Source organism: Endozoicomonas atrinae, from assembly GCF_001647025.1.
Classification (GTDB): domain Bacteria; phylum Pseudomonadota; class Gammaproteobacteria; order Pseudomonadales; family Endozoicomonadaceae; genus Endozoicomonas; species Endozoicomonas atrinae.
Genome location: NZ_LUKQ02000035.1, coordinates 16,972 through 37,187, shown reverse-complemented (window position 1 = coordinate 37,187; position 20,216 = coordinate 16,972). Strand labels below are relative to the sequence as shown.

The 20,216-nt window shown below is 45.3% G+C and carries 20 protein-coding genes; 11 read left to right on the top strand and 9 right to left on the bottom strand.

Annotated elements, in window-relative coordinates; all coding sequences use genetic code 11:
- Positions 1-88: 88 nt before the first annotated feature.
- The 5 genes from AK963_RS07315 to AK963_RS07295 form a co-directional block, all read right to left on the bottom strand.
- Complete coding sequence (locus AK963_RS07315; RefSeq protein WP_066014801.1) at positions 89-631, bottom strand: ribosome-inactivating family protein; 543 nt, start codon at positions 629-631, stop codon at positions 89-91.
- Positions 632-728: 97 nt separating this feature from the next.
- On the bottom strand, positions 729-2,234 hold the full coding sequence (locus AK963_RS07310) for a hypothetical protein (protein ID WP_066014800.1): 1,506 nt from the start codon (positions 2,232-2,234) through the stop codon (positions 729-731).
- A gap of 226 nt (positions 2,235-2,460) precedes the next feature.
- Entirely contained in the window at positions 2,461-3,234 is a 774-nt protein-coding gene (locus tag AK963_RS07305; RefSeq protein WP_066014799.1) for a YopT-type cysteine protease domain-containing protein, read from the bottom strand.
- Positions 3,235-3,436: 202 nt separating this feature from the next.
- Positions 3,437-3,580 carry a transposase gene (locus AK963_RS31285; RefSeq protein WP_175404462.1) on the bottom strand — a complete coding sequence of 48 codons (144 nt, stop codon included), beginning with the start codon at positions 3,578-3,580 and terminating at the stop codon, positions 3,437-3,439.
- A 676-nt stretch (positions 3,581-4,256) separates the two neighbouring features.
- Complete coding sequence (locus AK963_RS07295; RefSeq protein ID WP_066014797.1) at positions 4,257-4,964, bottom strand: hypothetical protein; 708 nt, start codon at positions 4,962-4,964, stop codon at positions 4,257-4,259.
- A 276-nt stretch (positions 4,965-5,240) separates the two neighbouring features.
- Here AK963_RS07295 and AK963_RS07290 point away from each other — a divergent pair, with 276 nt between their 5' ends.
- From AK963_RS07290 to AK963_RS07255, 8 genes are all read left to right on the top strand, one after another.
- A complete protein-coding gene (locus AK963_RS07290; RefSeq protein ID WP_066014796.1) occupies positions 5,241-6,458 on the top strand; it encodes an acyl-CoA dehydrogenase family protein in 1,218 nt (405 codons plus the stop codon).
- Positions 6,459-6,463: 5 nt separating this feature from the next.
- Positions 6,464-7,675: an acyl-CoA dehydrogenase family protein gene (locus AK963_RS07285; RefSeq protein ID WP_066014795.1), complete on the top strand. Its 1,212-nt coding sequence runs from the start codon at positions 6,464-6,466 to the stop codon at positions 7,673-7,675.
- Positions 7,676-7,796: 121 nt separating this feature from the next.
- On the top strand, positions 7,797-8,579 hold the full coding sequence (locus AK963_RS07280) for an SDR family oxidoreductase (RefSeq protein ID WP_066014794.1): 783 nt from the start codon (positions 7,797-7,799) through the stop codon (positions 8,577-8,579).
- On the top strand, positions 8,579-9,040 hold the full coding sequence (locus tag AK963_RS07275; RefSeq protein ID WP_202969737.1) for a MaoC family dehydratase: 462 nt from the start codon (positions 8,579-8,581) through the stop codon (positions 9,038-9,040). Before AK963_RS07280 ends, AK963_RS07275 begins: the two co-directional genes overlap by 1 nt.
- A 65-nt stretch (positions 9,041-9,105) precedes the next feature.
- Positions 9,106-10,308 (top strand): acetyl-CoA C-acyltransferase, encoded by a 1,203-nt coding sequence (locus AK963_RS07270; protein WP_066014793.1) that lies wholly within the window; start codon positions 9,106-9,108, stop codon positions 10,306-10,308.
- Between the two features lie 99 nt (positions 10,309-10,407).
- Positions 10,408-10,791, top strand: coding sequence for a nuclear transport factor 2 family protein (locus AK963_RS07265; protein WP_066014792.1), 384 nt, complete (start codon positions 10,408-10,410; stop codon positions 10,789-10,791).
- Entirely contained in the window at positions 10,788-11,213 is a 426-nt protein-coding gene (locus AK963_RS07260) for a nuclear transport factor 2 family protein (protein WP_066014791.1), read from the top strand. Before AK963_RS07265 ends, AK963_RS07260 begins: the two co-directional genes overlap by 4 nt.
- A 142-nt stretch (positions 11,214-11,355) precedes the next feature.
- The gene (locus AK963_RS07255; protein ID WP_066014790.1) at positions 11,356-12,987 is read left to right on the top strand and encodes a hypothetical protein; all 1,632 of its coding nucleotides are present in this window, start codon (positions 11,356-11,358) and stop codon (positions 12,985-12,987) included.
- 102 nt (positions 12,988-13,089) lie between these two features.
- On the opposite strand, the gene AK963_RS07250 is transcribed toward AK963_RS07255, so the two are convergent.
- A complete protein-coding gene (locus AK963_RS07250) occupies positions 13,090-14,247 on the bottom strand; it encodes a DUF819 family protein (protein WP_066014789.1) in 1,158 nt (385 codons plus the stop codon).
- Between the two features lie 143 nt (positions 14,248-14,390).
- Between AK963_RS07250 and AK963_RS07245 the strand changes: the two genes are divergently transcribed.
- Positions 14,391-14,819: an OsmC family protein gene (locus tag AK963_RS07245; protein ID WP_066014788.1), complete on the top strand. Its 429-nt coding sequence runs from the start codon at positions 14,391-14,393 to the stop codon at positions 14,817-14,819.
- 249 nt (positions 14,820-15,068) lie between these two features.
- On the opposite strand, the gene AK963_RS07240 is transcribed toward AK963_RS07245, so the two are convergent.
- The 3 genes from AK963_RS07240 to AK963_RS07230 all read right to left on the bottom strand — a co-directional run bounded on the left by AK963_RS07240 (position 15,069) and on the right by AK963_RS07230 (position 18,261).
- Positions 15,069-16,586: a hypothetical protein gene (locus AK963_RS07240; protein ID WP_139117289.1), complete on the bottom strand. Its 1,518-nt coding sequence runs from the start codon at positions 16,584-16,586 to the stop codon at positions 15,069-15,071.
- A 281-nt stretch (positions 16,587-16,867) separates the two neighbouring features.
- A complete protein-coding gene (locus AK963_RS07235) occupies positions 16,868-17,350 on the bottom strand; it encodes an SRPBCC family protein (protein WP_066014786.1) in 483 nt (160 codons plus the stop codon).
- A 116-nt stretch (positions 17,351-17,466) separates the two neighbouring features.
- Positions 17,467-18,261, bottom strand: a complete 795-nt coding sequence (locus AK963_RS07230; RefSeq protein ID WP_066014785.1) for an SDR family oxidoreductase — start codon at positions 18,259-18,261, stop codon at positions 17,467-17,469.
- A 294-nt stretch (positions 18,262-18,555) separates the two neighbouring features.
- Here AK963_RS07230 and AK963_RS07225 point away from each other — a divergent pair, with 294 nt between their 5' ends.
- Both AK963_RS07225 and AK963_RS07220 read left to right on the top strand, forming a co-directional pair.
- A complete protein-coding gene (locus tag AK963_RS07225; protein ID WP_066014784.1) occupies positions 18,556-19,377 on the top strand; it encodes an alpha/beta fold hydrolase in 822 nt (273 codons plus the stop codon).
- Positions 19,378-19,421: 44 nt separating this feature from the next.
- Positions 19,422-20,213 (top strand): fumarylacetoacetate hydrolase family protein, encoded by a 792-nt coding sequence (locus AK963_RS07220; RefSeq protein WP_066014783.1) that lies wholly within the window; start codon positions 19,422-19,424, stop codon positions 20,211-20,213.
- Positions 20,214-20,216 lie beyond the last annotated feature (3 nt).

The window sequence follows — 20,216 nt, the reverse complement described above, 5'->3', positions numbered from 1 at the left end:
ATCATCCTGAGTTTTAATCTGACTGGCTATTTGATCTACCAGTTTTTCGTTGATTTCAACGCTCATTGTTATTCTCCATTTTGGAGTATTAACGACAAGCGTTTACACAATTTAAATTACATTCCCTAAAAACCTGATAAATGGCATCTGTCACTATATCAAATCGTATGGATTCATTTGTAGCGATGATTAATCGAGCTAAACTGGCACGTAAACTATTTACTTGTGCCAAATTTCCATTGTAACCAGACAGTATATTAACAGAATCGATTAAACTTTCATGATCGATATCAGGCAGTCCATGTACAAATCCAAGAGATCGATAACTTCCATCCATATTATTCATGATTACTATCGGTGATGGAATGTCACTTAATAGTTCGGCATCCAGGTTAAATAAATAAACACCATTTATATTTCCGAACCCCAGTGTATATAAGGATCCATTGACCTTGGAATAGGCAGTGTTTGCACTAAAAGCGCAATTGATAAAAAACCGAATAGACCCACTCTCTTTAGTTTCGATGACTAACTCTTGTACATTATACCTGTCACCATTTGCTCTTATGTAGTGACGAATCCGGTAAATTGACGGCTTGTATTTTTCTTTCTCAAGGAATAATTTTAACACATCGGCTTCTTGTATTTGGTGAATTTCCTAGCATAGCAATGCAATCAATGATCATCTTTCTAAAATTGTTATCCATGTTTGATTGGATTCTACTATCTTACTCGAAAAGAGTATTCAGTGATAGTTGCGGATCAGTACAATATTGATGATAGCACTCTGAAAAATGTTTGTTTAATTGTTTTATGCTTTGAAATGGACGATCTTTCTGTTTTGATAATAAAGATGAACGATCTGATTTTATAGATAGGATAAACTCGATAATTCGGATCGCAGCATCAGCATGGCTACAAAAACCCTCTGACAACTCAGCTCTCATCATATAGAAGAAATAGGCCATACAAGACATAGTAAGTGCATCAAAACAATCTTTCTGTGCTTGAGCCTCTCCTTCAAGTTGTGCTTTGTGACATCCATAAGCCGAATAGAGTATAGCTCGTTTGAAATTATATATTTCATTACTTTGCAGCGTAGTCGAACCGCTACAATCAATTTCAGATTTTTCCACAGATTCCGCGAACTCATCGCCATCTAGCGGTATTGGTTGTAATTTGCCAGAAGAGATGCTTCTTTCTAGAGTCATAATTTCTTTTACTCTAACTGCTCTATTGGGGCTATTAATGTCTTTATCCTCCTGATTCATAAATCGGGTGAAAAATAGACTGATACCATCATCCTTACCTTTTCTTGTAGAAGAGGGGTTCAACGAATGAAAAACCAGATCTTTAGTTTTTTCGAGTTCTGTAAATCTGAGTACTGATGGTTCCTTATCTTGACCTAAAATATGAAGTAGGATGTTCCATGATATGTTTAAGCGGGTAAGTTGCCTGTATTGTTCGGGTATTTCTAATTTCTTGATTTTTTTATGGATGATATTATCAATAGTTGCTAAGTCAGGCTTCTGTTGTAATATGGCATCAATAATTATTTTTTCTTTGGCCGCCAGTTGTGAATTGACATTTTGTTTATTTTTTTTTCTGCTTTGCTCACAGGTTGAAGTCAGTTCGTTGATTGCCGTTTTGATTTCATCTTCTAATTTTTCTGTGCTGGCTTGAGTCTGATAAACACTTGGTCTGGGACATGCTGATTGATTCCTTTTGATTATTTCTATAAGTTTCTCAAATTCATTTAGTATAGGAATATTATGATCCAGCATTATTTCTAAATCTTGATCTGACATTGTTGTTTCCTGGTTTGGCTTGATGTCAGGATTGCTGCCATTATCAGTATCCGATGTTAGACTGGTCGAATCATTACCAGTAAGCTCAAGTCGTCTATAAATGGCTGTCTTCATTGAGTTGAACTCTTCTTTTATTTTATGATCAATATCACCCCAAGGGGCATCCGTCGTGGCCAGATAAAGAATGTTGGTGGCCGCCAACTTGATTCCATGGTAGTCGTTCAAACTTTTTACCAAATTATTGCTGGCTTTTTGATAGTCATCATATCGGTTTATTCCCGCCCGGTGACGGAACCAGTTCATTGGATTCATACACTGAACAAATCTTTCGAACGCCGGTACTTGTCTTCCGCCCCTGATACGGGAGGGATCTCCTTGATAAACTGTTTGTGGGGTATTTTTGGTAGTTAGACTATTCGATTTCATGCTGTTTTCCATACTGCTTACCTATGACTACTTATTACATTACTCTGAGCTATGGCTTCATGTTTATGAGATCTGCCGCTGATCTCTTATTTCCAACACATATTAAAATGTCAACCTATTTGATAAAGATAAAATAAAGACTATGAATATAGAAGATCCGATACAACATTTATTTTCCCTCCCATAAACCGACATATCTGCATTATGAATAAGTGAAAACCATTGGTTATTGGCGTGGGGCATATAAAAAGGTCTCATAGGATTCAGCTAGACCAAAATAAGGAAGGCTGTATGGTGATGCAAGAAAAAAGGCTGGAAACCAATTGATAAAAGCGTTTTTATCTGAAAAATAGAACTCGCCAAAGTTGGGATCAAAAAAACAGGCATCCTGAGCGATCCAAGCCGCAATCGCATGACCACTATACCCCTGAATACCAATCAAAGCATAGTTTCCATAATGACAATTATGCAAGTCTCGCTGTATATTGACGGCTATCTCTCTGGCAAAATCTCCTTTGGGCATGTTGCCACGAGAACCAGATCGTGTTTGTATTTGATTAAATTTAAATTGACCAGCCCCCATAAACTTGATGTTTCGACATTGCCTGATACCATGGCTCTCTAGCCAGAGGTTAGTTGAAGCGTCTTGATCTATTTTTCCCGAATTTTGCTCTGTCATCAAACCGGATTTCAGGGTAGTAGTAGCGATAAACTGCTGCATAAGTTGTCTGATTTTTGAAGGATTTATGTTTTTTTTTCCTATTGACCCGGAAGTTGATAGCCAGCTGGCAAGGCTGCTGCCATGGGCATGCCGTTCAATCCATCGGGCCGAGAGCATCTGACATATGCCTCCTCTGCTTTCTGGATGAGTTCCAATGATTTTAGCGACAGGATTTTCCACTTGGGAAAAGTCCCATGTGCAAGAACCGTTAAAACTCTTTGCAGTGCTTCGCACTCTTTTAATGAACTGTCTTACAATTAAAAACGAGGGATCTTGCATGGGATTATCACCTTCAATACATTCATTAGTAATATAAGTACATGACCAAATGAAATCATATATTTTCTGGCCCACAGGCCGCACAAGGCTTGAATGCAGTCTGAAAAGCAAATGGTCATGTACTTACCCCTAGGGGTATTAGGTTCTGTTGACATATTCATCGAAACCATAGCATTAGGGCTGCCACAGCCAGCATTCTCATCTAGTACCGCTTGTAAGCACTCTTCCAGAAGCCACGATCTTTTGGTAGTTGTCGCCATTGGGTCCCGGTTCTCAGTACCCACAGTACAGCCTGAGAATGCACCTGCAAAACTGCCAGTATTTGTAGCCATTGCTCATCATCCATTCGGGTTCTGTCCATATCGCACAAAAGGCGACATTTTAGAGATGATTTCTGATGTCAACAGAGCCTGTGAGGGTTAAAGATATCCTTCTTAGCTCGCGATAAGCGGGGACTATGAGAATTTAGATATCTTTGTAAAATAAAACTCACTGTTATCTTTATTATGCTTATCCAATTCACAATTGTTATAAGATAAGTTTACAAAAAACTTTGCTCAATCATCATCATTAGTCTCATTTAAGTAGTCTTCGGAGCATCGGAATCTACCTGACTCATTACGAATATGATGACCTTCGGGTATATCAATACCCTAATATTGAAAACACACCAAGCCCGTGGTAATTAAATCCTCAATGATACTTTCTGAATCTTTAGGTCAGTGGTTCTATAATTGCTGATAAACAATTCTCTGCATCAAACAAAACAAGCACACTTGAAGCGTTTCAAGTGTGCCCTGCTTTACTGATCTTTGTCCATAGAGAAATGACTCCCTTGTAAAGGCCTATGTCGGAACTTTAGAGAGTCATAAGTTAATCTGAATTCTTCTAGCATCATATAAACCTCACAAGCTTAAGTTACCTTATGCTTTTATTGAGTTCAGACAAGCTATGGGGGGATAGACTAGCATGAAATTACACATAAGCAAGTAGGCCCCCGTGCATGCCATTCCATATCTCGGTTAGAGCTTTGGTTCAAATGAACTCAGCATAATCCTGAAAGTGTCGGTTACCGGGTAGAGGGGATAGAAGGATCGCTGGCTGGCAAAATTACGGGTCAGGTCATATTTAAAGTCGCTAAGAATAAAGTCTGGAATTTCAGCAGTCCATTTGTTGTCTGTTCTCCTGAACGTGAAGACTTCACTTCTGGTTTGGTAGCCAGAGTAAGACTCCGGAAACGTTGTTAATACCGTTACGATTTCTCCGTCATCATCAGCCCGCATCCGGAATCTGGGGGGTAAATGGATTTCATAGGGCCGAGATATACCGACATTAAACTTTGATTTTGAAATAATCCGGATAAAAAACGCCTGGGGAGTCAGCTCGTTTGCCTTTACCCGACCCTCGGGAAAGATAAGTTCAAACAGGTGGCTTGAGTGGTAGCGCTGTACCTGGTGCTTTAACATTTTTAATGAGTCTTCCGCAAAGAAACGGGTGAACTCATCAAAGTCAAAGGTATTCAGGGTTCGAATCATATCCATAATGGTGGTTTTCAGTTCTTCTTTATCAATCTCGGACAGTGAAGCATCCTGGGGTGACGAGGGTAATATGATTTCTGTAGGGTCCGGTTTTTTTGCATGAGAGGCGGCTTCAGACTCGCCAAGGCATGACTGTACCGTCACGAATACGGTAATTATCCCGATCAGGCATGACTGAATAACTCTGGACATCTGAACCTCCTGACAAGATATGGCGTTTGATTTCAATCGCTGCAGCTGAAAAATTTAATTATGAGTAGTCAAAAAATTAAACTCTGGTTCTGAAAATAGCGGTTCTGCATATAGGGTTTGAAAGCGGGCTTTGAGTACCCGGCAAGACATAAGATAGTCAGTAATTCCGGTTTCTGCTGCGTAGATGCAGGCGGAGATATCGTCCGTTCGAACGATTACGCTATTGATGATTCAGGCGAGAGTATGCAGCGATAAGAATCATAAGAGGCGCTGGCAATGGAGTTCGCTTTTACCGATGAGCAGGAGATGATTCGGGAGTCCGCCGACAGCTTCCTGCAGGATGTCTCAACATCGGAGGCAGTTCGTGCAGCCATGGCTACCGATCAGGGCTTTGACTCTGAACTCTGGCAGCGGCTGTGTCAGGAAATGTACTGGCAGGCGCTGCATATTCCTGAGGAATACGGTGGTCTTGGCCTGGGGTATGTGGAGCTGGCGATACTGTTTGAAGAGATGGGGAGAAGACTGTTCTGCTCACCTTTCTTTTCAACCGTTGCAATGGGGGTCAATGCGCTTCTGGTGGCTGGCAACGAAGAGCAGAAACAGCAATGGCTGCCACAGATTGCTGAAGGCAGTCTGACCGCCACACTGGGTCTGGCATCCAGTCAGCAGAATCGTGACAACCGTCGCTGGGATGCCAGCAGTGTTCAGGCCACTGCCCGCAAAGAGGGCGATGGCTATGTGCTTTCAGGCTCCTGGCATTATGTGCCGGATGGGCACACTGCTGGACTGCTGATTCTTGCTGCCCGTGAAGAAGGCAGTAAAGGGGAAGCCGGTATACGCCTTTTTGCAGTATCTGCTGACAGTGAAGGTGTTCAGAGTCACTGGACACCCACCATGGATCAGACCCGCAAACAGGCAAAGGTTGAGATTGATAATCTCTTTGTTTCTGCAGACTGCTGTCTCGGTGGTGAAGGGACGTCAGACTGGCCAGCCCTGGAACAGGTGCTGCAACTCGCATCGGTGGCCATTGCTGCAGAGCAGGCCGGTGGCGCCCGTCAGGTAATGGAGCTGACCATCAATTACACCCGCGAGCGGGTTCAGTTTGGCCGTACTATTGCCAGTTTTCAGGCAATCAAGCATCGGGCTGCGGATATGATGCTACAGGTTGAGTGCGCCAAATCTGCCGTGTATTACGCGGCCTGCGTAGCCGATGAAGTGCTCAAGTCTCTCTCTTCATCAGAGCAGGTCTCTGAGGTGAAAGACGAGTTGCCAGAAGCTGCGGCGCTGGCCAAAGCTTACTGCTCGGATGCCTTTTTCCACTGTGCGGCTGAATCTATTCAGCTTCATGGTGGTGTCGGATTTACCTGGGAATATGACCCGCACCTTTATTTCAAGCGCGCCAAGTCCACTGAAACCTTCCTGGGGGATGGCGGTTTGCATCGGGAACGTATTGCACGTCAGTTGTTGGATGATTCAGGACAGGTGAAGGGGTAATTATTATGAAAATCAGTTTCAGTCCTGAAGATGAACAGTTTCGTGCAGAAGTGGCTACCTGGTTAAAGGAAAACCTGACCGGTGAGTTTGAACAGCTCCGCTTCCGTGGTGGCCCGGGTGATGAACATATGTTCCCGGAAGAGCGGAAAAAATGGGAACAGCATATGGCCAAAGCAGGGTGGCTCTGTGTGGGCTGGCCTGAAGAGTATGGCGGCCGGGGGCTCTCCATAAACCAGCAGGTTATTTTTAATGAAGAGTATGCTCGCGCCGGTGGCCCAGGTCATATGGGGCATATTGGTGAAGGACTGGCGGGCCCAACCATTATTGCTTTTGGAACTGAAGAACAGAAGCAACGCTTTCTTCCTGGTATTGCCAATGGTACGGAGTACTGGTGTCAGGGATATTCCGAGCCCAGTGCCGGATCTGATCTGGCTAATGTCAAAACTAAAGCAGCAATGAATGAGTCTACCGGTCAGTGGGAGATCAGTGGTCAGAAGGTCTGGACCTCGCTTGCTCATGAGTCCGACTGGTGCTTTGTGATTGCCCGTACCGAACCCGGCAGCAAAGGTCATAAAGGGCTTTCCTTCCTTTTGGTACCTATGGATCAGCCGGGTATTGAAGTCCGACCTATTGAACAGTTGACGGGCACCTCAGAATTTAACGAAGTCTTTTTTGATAATGCCGTAACCGATGCCAGCAATATTGTTGGCAAGCCCGGTGATGGCTGGAAGATAGCCTTGGCGCTGCTGGGCTTTGAGCGTGGTGTTTCCACTCTTGGGCAGCAGATGCAGTTCCTCAACGAGATGGATGAGATCATCCGGATCGCCAAGAAGAACGGCGCTGCAGAAGACCCTGCCATACGACAGCGCATTGCCGATGCCTGGATGGGGCTGCGCATTATGCGTTACAACGCGCTTCGCATGCTGTCCGGTTCACAGGATGGCTCTTCACCCGCTGATGGCTCTCTGCAGAAAGAGGCAATGATCTACAAACTTCACTGGGCTACCTGGCATGCCAATCTTGGCAAGCTGGCGATGGATGTGCTTGGGCCTGAGTCAGAACTACTGGAAGAAGGGCCCTATGAGCTGACCCGTCTGCAGTCCATGTATCTCTTTACCCGTTCTGACACCATTTATGGTGGCAGTAATGAAATTCAGCGGAACATTATTGCTGAGCGGGCACTGGAAATGCCCAAAGAGCCAAGACAGGCCAAGTAGTTTTTTGAACCACAAAGAGCACGAAGAGCACAAAGGAAGAAAACGATAAGCTTTCCTTTGTGTGCTTTGTGATCTCCGTGGTTAACATTATTTGATAATAAGAATTAACGGGAGAAAGGCGATGTTGAACCCGGAATATGTTCAGGGCCATCAGCTTCTGGATGGCAAATCTGTTCTGATTACGGCAGCGGCCGGTGCGGGTATTGGTTTTTCGGCAGCCCTTCGCGCAGCAGAAGAAGGTTGTCGTGCGTTGATGATCAGCGATATCCACGAAGGTCGTCTGGTTGAAGCAGCAGAAAAAATCAAAGCGGAAACCGGGCTGAAGGCCATTTATACCCAGGTGTGTAATGTGACCGATGAAGAGCAGGTCCAGACTCTGGTGGCTGCTGCTGAGGAAAAACTCGGTGGTGTTGATGTATTGATCAACAATGCTGGACTGGGTGGTTCTAAGCTGCTGGTTGAGATGGAAGATGCCGAGTGGAACCGAGTGCTGGATGTGACCCTGACTGGCACCATGCGGATGACTCGGGCGATTCTGCCGAAAATGATGGAGCGCAAGTCCGGAGTGATTGTTAATAACGCCTCTGTACTGGGCTGGCGTGCACAAAAAGAGCAGGCACATTATGCCGCTGCCAAGGCGGGTGTGATGGCGCTGACCCGTTGCTCAGCACTGGAAGCCGCTGAGCATGGTGTTCGTATCAATGCGGTAAGCCCGAGCATTGCCCTCCATGATTTCCTGCGTAAATCAGCGCCTCAGGAGCTGCTGCAACAGCTGGCTTCCAGAGAAGCCTTTGGGCGTGCGGCTGAGGTCTGGGAAATTGCCAATATCATGATGTTCCTGGCCAGTGGCTACAGTTCGTACATGACCGGTGAAATTATTTCTGCCAGCAGCCAGAGGGCCTGATGATGACTACGGTATTTCAAACACCCCATGAACTTCAGGATAAGGTTGGCTCTGTACTGGGCGAAAGCCAGTGGCTGACCATTGATCAGGAAAGGATCAACCTGTTTGCCGAAGCGACCGGTGACCACCAGTGGATTCATGTTGACCCCGAACGTGCCAAGGACGGCCCTTTTGGTGCCTGTATCGCTCATGGTTACCTCACGCTCTCTCTGGTCAGTCTGTTTCTGCCGGAGATTATGGAGGTTCAGGGGATCAGTATGGGCGTCAATTACGGAACGGATAAAGTACGCTTCCCGAATTCTGTGAAAGTCGGTGCACGTATTCGTGGTGTGGGTGAGTTGATTAACGTTGAAGAGGTGAAAGGTGGGGTTCAGTCAACCGTTCGAGTGACTGTAGAAATTGAAGGTGAAGACCGCCCTGCCTGCGTGGTGGATACGATTTCCCGTTACTACCCAGAATAATTTGTTAACCCGGTAGGTAAGCCGGGTTGAAGCTTTCCAGAATGCTCGAACAAGGAATAAGAACAATGAAAGACGCTGTTATTGTTTCAACCGCCCGTACGGCAATAGGTAAAGCATTTCGTGGTGCATTTAATGATACTGAAGCACCGGCGATGGGTGGTCATGTAGTACGTGAAGCGGTTAAGCGCGCTGGCATCGAAGCGGGTGAAGTTGATGATGTGCTGATTGGTGCAGCGGCCCAGCAGGGTACCCAGTCGTACAATCTTGGTCGATTATGTGCCATTGCCGGTGGCCTGCCGGAAACCGTTTCCGGTATGGCGATGGAACGCCAGTGTTCTTCTGGTCTGATGACCATTGCGACAGCTGCCAAAAGCATCATGTGTGATGAGATTGATATTGCAGTGGCAGGTGGTCTTGAGTCAATCTCACTGGTTCAGAACAAACACAAGAATACCTATCGCAACCTGTCCAAGGCAGCCATTGCTATGGATCCTGCGGCTTATATTCCAATGATTGAAACAGCTGAAATTGTTTCTGAGCGTTACGGGATCTCCCGTGAAGCGCAGGATGTCTATAGTCTGCAAAGTCAGCTGAGAACCGCTGAAGCCCAGAATGCTGGACTCTTTGCCGATGAGATTGTCCCAATGACCACGACCAAGAGCATCTTCAATAAGGAAACCAAAGAGGTGACTTATGAAGAAGTGACCCTTGCACAGGATGAATGCAATCGTGCCAGCACCACGCTGGAAAGTCTGGCAGGCCTGCAGCCGGTCTGGAAAGATGGTCACTGGGTGAAAGAAGGCAACTTTATTACTGCAGGTAATGCTTCACAGTTATCTGATGGTGCATCGGCTTCCGTTTTGATGAGCAGTAAGCTGGCTGAACAAAAAGGGCTTGAGCCTCTGGGTATTTATCGTGGTCTTGCCGTCGCTGGCTGTGCATCCGATGAAATGGGTATTGGGCCGGTGTTTGCCATTCCTAAACTGTTGAAGCGCCATGGACTGAAAATGGACGACATTGGCCTGTGGGAGCTGAATGAAGCCTTTGCCTGTCAGGTTATTTACTGCCGTGATCAGCTGGGTATTCCCAATGAAAACCTGAACGTTAATGGTGGTGCAATTGCCGTTGGTCATCCATTTGGGATGTCAGGTGCCCGTATGGTGGGGCATTCTCTGATTGAAGGTAAGCGTCGAGGAGCCAAATACGTGGTAGTGACCATGTGCATTGGCGGTGGTATGGGTGCTGCTGGTTTGTTCGAAGTGGCCTGATTTTTTGTTGAACCACGAAGGTCACAAAGCTCACAAAGAAGGCTTTTCTTTTGATTCTTTGTGCTCTTCGTGGTTAAAAAACAGAGGATAATAATAACAATGGTCTCTACATCCACTATTCGTGAAAAGATGGAGCTCTATGTCCAGCTGGTGAATAAGCGGGATATCGATGCCATCCTTGAACTCTATGACGACAATGCCACCGTGGAAGACCCTGTTGGTTCAAAGCCTTTGGCAGGTATTGAGGCAATTTCCCGTTTCTATCGTGAAGGCCTGGGGCAGAGTGAAGCTTCTGCCGAGCAGACTGGTGAGGTAAGAACCACCATCAGTGGTGAAGGCGCTATTCCCTTTCAGGTAAAAGTAACCTTTGAAGGTCGACCCTGTGTGATCACCGTTATTGATGTTATGCAGTTTAACGATGCGGGCAAGATTACCTCTATGAAGGCTTATTGGAGTCAGGATAACCTGGAGGTGCTGGCATGACACTGGAAGATCGCCTACAAAGGCTGGAAGCCCTGGAAGATATCCGCCAGTTGAAACACCGCTACCTGAATGCCTGTGACTTAAAGGACGTTGAGAGTATCAGAGACTGCTTTGCTGAAGGTGAAATTCTGATTGATTATGGCCCTGTTGGTCTTTTTAAAGACCGTGACAGTTTTGTCGGGTTATTTCAGGAGATGGCCTGCCATGATCATGTGATTGATCTTCATCACGGCGCCAACCCTGAAATCGAAGTGGAGGGCGACAAGGCTTTTGCAAGATGGGCGCTCTATTACTTCAATATTAATGGTGATACGGGGGCAACCCGCCAGCTTGGTGGTTTTTATCAGGATGAGTATCATTTTATTGATGGATTGTGGAAAATTGTTAAAACTGTATTTCACGCACACTCAATAAATCAGTAGATCAGTCTATATGTTGAGTCGTTTGTCTAAAAAAAGGCGGCTTAACAATCTAATAACTTATCACTCCTTTTCTTCTGAACTTTTTCATGTTTTTTCTAATCTATATTATCCCAGTAGATCTGCTATTCAGAGGGGTAATATTTTGGAGTTTAGTGTTATTGCAAGAGCAATAGACTATCTGGGGCTGCCTGTTGATCATGTCCATAGATCTAAACCGGTAGCAGCATCTCTTGTTCGAGTGCGCTCAACAGATAATCTTCGAGGGGGGGAAGACATCCATAAAAAGTCATTTGCTGATGGAAACTATAAAGTTAAAGGTGTATGCAGGGAAAGACCCGATGTAAAGGAAGGTTGTGCAGATAATCGTAAACTTGAGCCTCCTCAATACCTCTGTGGAAAAGATTTTTTCACATTATCCAGTCTGATTTGTGGGCGATTAAGTAGTAAAGAAATTCATGGAATAGGAGATGAAACTTTTCTAAATTTTATAGATCAGGCTTTACTTGATCTCAAGTATCTTGATTCATGGGTGGAGAAACTAATAGCTAACAAGAAAAAAATACCAAGGCTGCTGGTTCGCTCATTTATTGAAAATATGATTGAGTGCAGATCATCTTATGCAATTCTGGTTAGGGATTTAATGTCCTATAAAAACTACTTTGAGAATAAATCGTGTAAGCCTTTAGGAGAGGCTTCTAATGCGGATTCAAAACATGATGGATGCCCTTTAAAGCAAGATGAAAGATGTTCAGTAGTTTATAAACTGGCTTCAAGCTGGTCATATTTATTAAAATACATGAGTCAGTGTAATGAAGTAATGCCTTCCCCATCGTTAATCAGTGATTTGGATTTGCCTGATATTGAGCATCCTCTTTATTTGAGAGAGCCAACATTGGAATCGATCATGGAGGTGAAGGGGAGACTTGAAGAATTAAAGAATTGCTGGCAGAAACTCAACCAATGGTTGAGGGAGTCACCAGATAGACTTTTTGTGAAAAAAGAAGAGCAGACTCACTATGTTATGCTGCGGGTTGACAGTCAATTTATTCCGGGAACACTGGATATACATGAGTTAGTAGTGGAAAAAAAAACAGGTGGTGATCGGCGGGCAAGAGCAACAGTCAGTGCTCAGTGGCTTGTGCCTAAAAATGTCTGGAGCTTTTCAGAGAAAGATCCTTTGGCAGGCGTTGCTGGCCGGGGAGGTCATGATGGTTACACTAGAAAACAACCCTCTACTATAAAGTATCCATACAGTTCAACGAGAGCTGGTAAGCATGGAGTAGCATTAAAGCCAGCAGACTACTTTTTGTATCAGCCAGTCATGAAGAAGCTAATGACGAGCATATGTGCTATGAACATAAAACGGTTGAGTAGTTTACAAGACAGGGTTAACTTTTTTAGAGATGAAAGCAGTATTGAGCCACTAACGACTAATGAAAAAAAGCTTCTGAAAGAGTTTGCTGAAGTGTTGGAAACTTCACGGATATGGTGGAGAACTGAATCACCCTCAGTGAGGAGTATTTTTGATCAGATTTTTCTTGAAGAGATAAATAAAAGTTCACTTAAAAAGGGAGTAATGAGCTTAGTGACTAAAGTGAGGTCCCAGGTGAAGCTGGGGCGTAGTAGTAGTCATAAAGTCCAGGATAAGCGGCATAAAGAATTCTTGCCAGTGAGGCCGTGCTCACTGAGGGAGCGTGATCTAGGCCTGATAGAACCTGAGCCTCCAAGGATAACTTTTACTCCTGCCAGTCCTGAGCACAAACCAAAAGACTAATTATCTGCCTTTCAATAAAGCTCTTTTACAGCTAGGTGAAGGTATAAAACGATGCGTCTGTGCTTGTTTCTTTCGATAGCATAAACACATCGCTTTCCAGGTTTAATTAAGCCAAACCAGTATCTCACTGACCAGCAAACCAACAAAAGACCCCACCATTGAGCCAATTAATGCCATGATAATGGCAATGGGCATCAGGTTTTTATCGTAGGCTGCAGCCACCACCGCAGCAGAGGGCGCGCTGCCAATATTGGCGATGGAGGCAATACCACAGATGTGCAGGTTCAGCTTTAACAGACGGCCCAGTAGCAGTAACAAGATGCCGTGAATGGTCAGGATCATAACGCCGGACACTATATACAACGGTGCTTTAGTAATGGCACTGAGGTTAACTTCTGCGCCGATCAGGGCAACGATGACGTACAGCATGATGGTAGACACTTCATCTCCACCACCCATTTTTCCAAATCTGGTGGGTGCCAGAATCATACCGCTGAGCGAAGAGATAATAATGGCCCAGACCATGGCGCTGAAAAGCCCGGTTGCCGCAATCAGGTCGCCAAAGTAGTGAGACAGAGCAGCAACGATCAGTGAAAGGCCGAGCATTAGCATCAGGGCCTGAAAGTCAGGCTTTTCAGTGCTTCCTACATTCTGGAGTTGCTCCAGCACTTTATCCAGACCACTGTTATCCGCTCTGAGAAAACGACTGAACTGAGGCTTGAAGGGCTTCATGGCAATGATGATGATCAACCACACTGAATAGCAGAGTGCTCCCATCAGCAGGGTGTAGGCCATGGCTGAATCACTGACTTTCAGGGCCTCTTTGACCGCGACAAAATTTTGTGTGCCTCCCGTCCAGCCTGCACTCATGACACCAAAAGTATAGGGAGTTTCATCACCAAGAAGTGGCCCCATAATCTGTTGAACAATGATGAAACCCAGTATGATTGTAATGGTGGAGCCCAGGAACATGGTGATCAGCCTTATTCCCAGCTTGCGAATGATGGAGAGGTCAAACTTCAGAGACATCAGGAACAGCATGGCGGGGATGAGGTTATCTCTCACTGTTGCGCGGGCTGTTTTTACTTCAGGAGTCATCTCCCAGAGACCGACAGTGTACAGTGCCATTGAACCAAACATAACCAGAACAATACTTGGGAACCACTTGAAGAAACGACTGGGGTGTTGTTGTTCAAGCCAGACCAAAATGCCGCATAGACCAGCCATTACGGCAATAAATGGGAACCCCGTGGTGATCATGCAATTACCCCCAATAGCAAATTATATTTCTTGGAAAATTCTTTTTAAGGTTATGGGGCGAATGGCTCTGCTGCTTTGATACGAATCAACAAGGCGTGAGTTGGAACTGGTTATGCTTGCCGCACCAATTCAGGAGGCTGGTGATGAAAGCGACCATACAGTGGCTGGGTGATAAACGGTTTGTTGGGTATAGTGAGTATGTTGAGGGTGAACACTCACTGATCATGGATGCGCCAACGCAGTTTGGTGGAAAAAACAGTGCGCCATCACCAATGGAAGTTGTACTGGCAGCAGCTGGTACCTGTGCCTCCATGGATGTGACATCTATTCTTACTCAGGCACGTCAGGACATTCATGACTGTAAGGTCTCACTGACTTCAGAGCGCTCGAAAAATCCGCCAACGGTATTTACTGCTATTCATATGCACTTTGATATTTATGGAAAGAATCTTTCAGAAAAACAGGTAGAGCGGGCACTGTCACTGACATTTGAGAAATACTGCTCGGTATCAATAATGCTGGCTGAGTCCGGTGCGAAAATAAGCTGGGATTACTCAATTAACAGTCTTTGATAATTTCTATTCAAATATTATCTATAACGGCTCATGAACAGTTTCAGGAGTGAGCCGGTACTAGCTATTTTGATATCAGGATGGTGTTGTTTATAATCGACCACCTATTTTATCCTTGCTAGGAAAGGTACGAATAAGTCCACTCTTACTTTGGGCAAGCCTTGGTATTAGTGGTGATGTTTTTGGAAAAGGGACTTATTCCCAGTTTCCCTTGTCAAATCGTAGTATCCAGTTACCTGTAAATAAAATTTACAAGCTGTTGCCTTGATTATACTCGTGCCAGAAGTTATTAAACTGCTCTTTGATACTTATTTCAGCTATTGTTGAAAATTCAGAGGGGAGCCTTTGATGAGGTTTTTCGGTAGAAAGGGAAAAGGTTTTTGAAGAACGAAATGAGAGAGAGCCATCTGATGGTGAAAGCTTTACTTTATTCCAAGTGTGCTTGAGTCTTCCATGTAATACAGGCTTAAAACGTGCTAGCTTCTTTCGTAGTGATAATCGATGCATACACTCTTCTTTTAAATGATCAAAGTATTGAATCCATAACTCTGGTACAGGCTCAGGTCCGTCATCATGATATTCAAAAAGCTGGCTAGGAGATGGTGATTGATCGACCCATGGCCACGTAAATGTTCCTGTTATTTTTCCGTCGGTGAGGGTTGTGGTGAGAAAAGGCCTATGGATATCCTCATATGGGAGACTAATACTAGTCTTTATTGTTATTGTCGGGTGCAGTTTACGGTAGCGGCTAGTCATGTCTTCTACTATACAGCCCATTAATATTTTATTTTTTATTCTCTCAAGATCATGGCCAATGCTTGGAAGTCGTAATAACTCATAAGAAATTTGGTCATCAGCTAAATTGAGCCCAATAATAAAATCAATCTTACTTGTTTTTTCTGGGTTGACGTCTAGAAAAAAGGCTCGAACTACTGGGTGCTCTCCTAAAAAATGATTTATCATTTTGTTAAATACCCATAGATACTGGTCAATCCTTTCTAGCTTTGAGGAATCATCAACGCTTTGAAGTGAGCATGCCAGATCGGAAATGCCTAAAGACAAAAAACGAAGTTCTCCAAGTAAGGGGTGCCTATTGCGATGGTTATTGATGCTATCTTGAACCGCTCCCGTGAAGACAAGATAGTTGTCTATATCAACAGCAAAATATCCATCCATCATTCGAAAGCGGGCCGATTCGCTTTTAGGTGGTACAGGCAGAAAAGAAAGTTCAGGTCTTCTTAGTCCATGTTCAAATACAATTTGGTTTTCTTCTTTACTTAGAAAAGTATTGATATGAATAATTAACTTTGCAAAGTTAATAAACTGACCATGTTCATATCGTTTGAGAAGTTCATGTAGCTGAGCTATATCATTATTTAATGCCATCACTTGTCTGTGAGTATCAATAAGTAAAGTGGGGTTCCCGTTTTTTGACTGAATACATAACTTCTTAAAGTTATCCAGTCTGTCAATCAGCATATCGATACTTGGAGTGGGGGCTAGAGTGGCATCAGTTGACTCTGCTGTGCCAGAAGTTGTATGAGATATTTCTGGTGATGTTGGGGTATCGGGCGAGGTATTAACCTTTTTCTCCGGCTGGTCAATGATCATCGTGTCAAACTCACCAAGCTCCCTGGTGTCGTAGGTGCGCTGAGCTCTCAGACTTTGGCTATCTTCAAATGAAAGTCTTGATGGGCCGGGCTGCTCATTATCATAAGGAATGTATCCTATGGTATTGAAAGAAGGGGTTGACTGGGATGGCTCCACATCGGTCTCCAATTCTTGCCGGAAGTAGTGAATTTATCCATTGCTGGTCTTGTAGGGTGTAAACAATAGACTATTAGGGAGGCGTGGGCAGTCACTGATTTTTTTAGTGAAGAGTTTAGGACGAGTTCCAATGGTAGAACTTCTTACTGCTTCCATTGTTCAGTAATAGAAGCATGGTATTCTGGGTTTTAGAGGGGGTAGTAGGGTTCAATGACTCTGCAGTCGGAGTTGCTCTGTACCGATTGTCGAAGATATCACAAGCGGTACGAGGACTTTCCTATTTATGAAATGGTTTTATTGCTGGGAACTCCCGTCTCATAATAGCTTTTCATATTTCGGGCAATTTTATTGACGGCGCCATCCAGTGCTTTTTTGACAAGCAGCTTGTCCAGCAATTTTCCCAGCAAGCCAAAGCGAACGGTGTAGCTCATGGTAGTGGTCAGTTGAGTCTTTTCACCTTTTGGCTGGATTTTGTAGATAAAACAGGCTTCCCGGAAAGGCGCTGGCGCAGGACCATCGCCTTCATGAAGCCGAATCACAAAGCCCTGCTTCTCTTGCCAGTGAGTAACGGTTTCATCCAGGAACTTGCCATTTTTCTGGAAGACCCGACGACTGGCGCCTTTTCCTTCAACAGGCCCGGGATGAAGTTCACAACCGGTGAGGTTTGGGACGTAATTGACCGCCTGGGTAAAGTCGCGAAGAATCTCCCAGGATTTCTCCAGCGGGAGATCAATATCGATGGTGCTGGTTGCTTCGGTAGTCATTGTTATTATCCTCCATCACCAAAAGCGTACATGGATTATACGAAAATACCGTTTGGAATTCTTAAGGCTGTCCTTGCAAAACCAATCTGTCGGTATTTTCATTGATCTGGCTTAACTTAACTCACAGTATTTTCTGCAGCATCCAGAAATGCAGGCTTTTCACCGCCGCCATGAACGGTAATATCAGCACCACTGACATAAGAAGACAATGGTGATGCCAGATACAGACAGGTATCGCCAATATCCGATGGGTTGGCAAAACGCTGTAACGGTACGGTTTTGGCGACACTGGCGATGCCTTCTTCATCCCCATAATGCAAATGTGCCTGTTCGGTAAGAATTAACCCAGCGGTTACTGCATTGACTCTTACCTTGGGAGCCCACTCGACCGCCAGAGACTGGGTGAGGTTCAAGAGGCCTGCCTTGGCAGCACCGTAAGCAGCGGTGCCCGGTGAAGGCCGCTTGGCACTGACGCTACAGATATTAATAATCACGCCACCTTCAGCCTGTTCCTGCATAACCGCATTGGCTTTCTGGCAAAGGTTCAGTGGTGCAATCAGGTTCAGACGGATAATGGACTCGGAGAACCGGGGGGAAACCGTAGCGGCATCGGCATTCGGGGCACCACCGGCATTGTTAACCAGAACATCAAGGCGGCCAAATTGTTTAATGGTGCTGCCGATTAACTGGTCAATCTGTTTCAGGTCACGAACATCGCAGGGGAAAAAGACGGCAGTGTTCTGATTGCCCTGTGGGCTGATGGCAGAAGGTAGCTGCTCAGGCTCCTGACGTCCACAGATCACCACATGAGCACCCTGTTGCAGAAAACGCTCACTGATACCTTTGCCGGCACCCTTACCTCCACCGGTGACAAGTACCACTTTACCGGTAAAATCCAGAGGATTACTCATCGCTGCCTTCCCGTCTTCGTTTTTATTCGATTCGTTGAATTGTCTGTTCCTGATGTTACCGGCTGTGTCAGGGGCTGTATTAGTCTTGTTGGACGATGTTGCTCTTGCCTGCCATTGAAAAAATGCCTGACAGTGAAAAACCTTGAGCGAAGAGAAACACCCACCGCTGCTCAGCTGTTTGACAGCACCGGCTACATAGCGTGTTCATAATGGGTATTGGGTGGAAATGCCGAGTGATCAGCGGCGCCCCTTTCGTATTAAGTAAAGGCATAATAACAAGAAGGAGAGCGGGTAATGAGTGCAATTCCAGAGGGGCATTTTGTTCAATTGGAAGATGGTCTGTCACTTCACTACCACGAAGCTGGCCAGGGCGAGGCGGTACTTTTCCTGCATGGCAGTGGACCCGGTGCCAGTGGTTACAGCAATTTCAAGGGCAACTATCCGATTTTTGCCGAAGCGGGCGTGCGAGCGATTGTTCCTGACCTTCCGGGATACGGGTTGAGTGATAAACCGGAAACAGAATATACCCTCGATTTTTTTGTTGCCGCAGTGAAAGGCCTGATTGACCAGCTGGCAATTGATTCAGTTACCCTGGTGGGTAATTCGCTGGGCGGTGCCATTGCTATCAAATTGACTCTGGATTATCCCGAACTGGTCAGGAAGTTGATTCTTATGGCGCCAGGCGGTCTGATGGAAAAAGAGCAGTACTTTCAGGAGATGGAAGGTATCCAGAAGATGGCAGCAGCCTTTGCCTCCGGAGAGTTGAAAGACGCTTCTGGTATGCGCCGTCTGTTAGGGCTTCAACTGTTTGATGCCTCGCAGGTGACGGATGAAACTGTCAATGAGCGGGTAGCTGTTGTTCATGAACAGCCAGTCTGCGTATTGTCCACCATGCAGGTGCCGAATATGGCATCCCGCCTTCATGAATTGAGATGCCCCATCTTTGGTATCTGGGGTGTCAACGATAAGTTCTGTCCTTCCCGCGGTGCGGACACCATGATGAATGCCTGCAGCAATATCCGCTTCACATTGTTAAGTGAATGCGGCCACTGGGTGATGGTTGAGCATGAAGCCTGGTTCAATCGCCAGTGCATTGATTTTATCCGGCATAATTAAGAAAACTTTTTTTACAGCATTTTCCAAATTAAAGAATAAATACAATGAATAACGAAAAAAGAGCGCAGTACGGTGATGAGCTTTATGAAGCTCTGAAATCAGGTAAAACAATCGAGCCGCTGACCAATCGTGAAAGTGATATCACCATTGAAGATGCCTACCACATCTCCCTGCATATGGTAGAACGCCGTGTGGCAGCGGGTGACCGTATTGTGGGCAAAAAAATTGGGGTTACGTCCAAAGCGGTTCAGGACATGCTGAATGTTCACCAGCCGGATTTTGGTTTCATCACTGATGAGATGTGGTTCAAAAATGGCGACACCATCTCCTGTTCAGAGAATAAATTGATTCAGCCTCGGGCAGAAGGTGAGATTGCTTTCAAGCTCAAGAAAGATCTGGTAGGGCCTGGTGTGACAGAGAAGGATGTTATGGAAGCCACGGAGTGCGTCATGCCGTGTTTTGAAATTGTCGATTCCAGAATTCATAACTGGCAGATCAAAATTCAGGACACGGTTTCAGATAATGCTTCCTGCGGAGTTTTTGTGCTGGGCGAAGAACGGGTTGATCCCAACACTATCGACCTGCCTTCAGCACAGATGAAAGTGTATAAAAATGGCCAGCTGATCAGTGAAGGGCTGGGTTCAGCGGTTCAGGGTGATCCACTGACCGCTGTCGCCTGGCTGGCAAACACGCTGGGAGAATTTGGTATTCCATTCAAGGCTGGAGAGATCATCCTGTCCGGTTCCCTGGTGCCATTGGAGCCGGTACAGCCCGGTGATGTGATGGAACTGGAGATTGAAGGTTTGGGCAAGGCCGCTGTGACATTTGGAGAATAACAA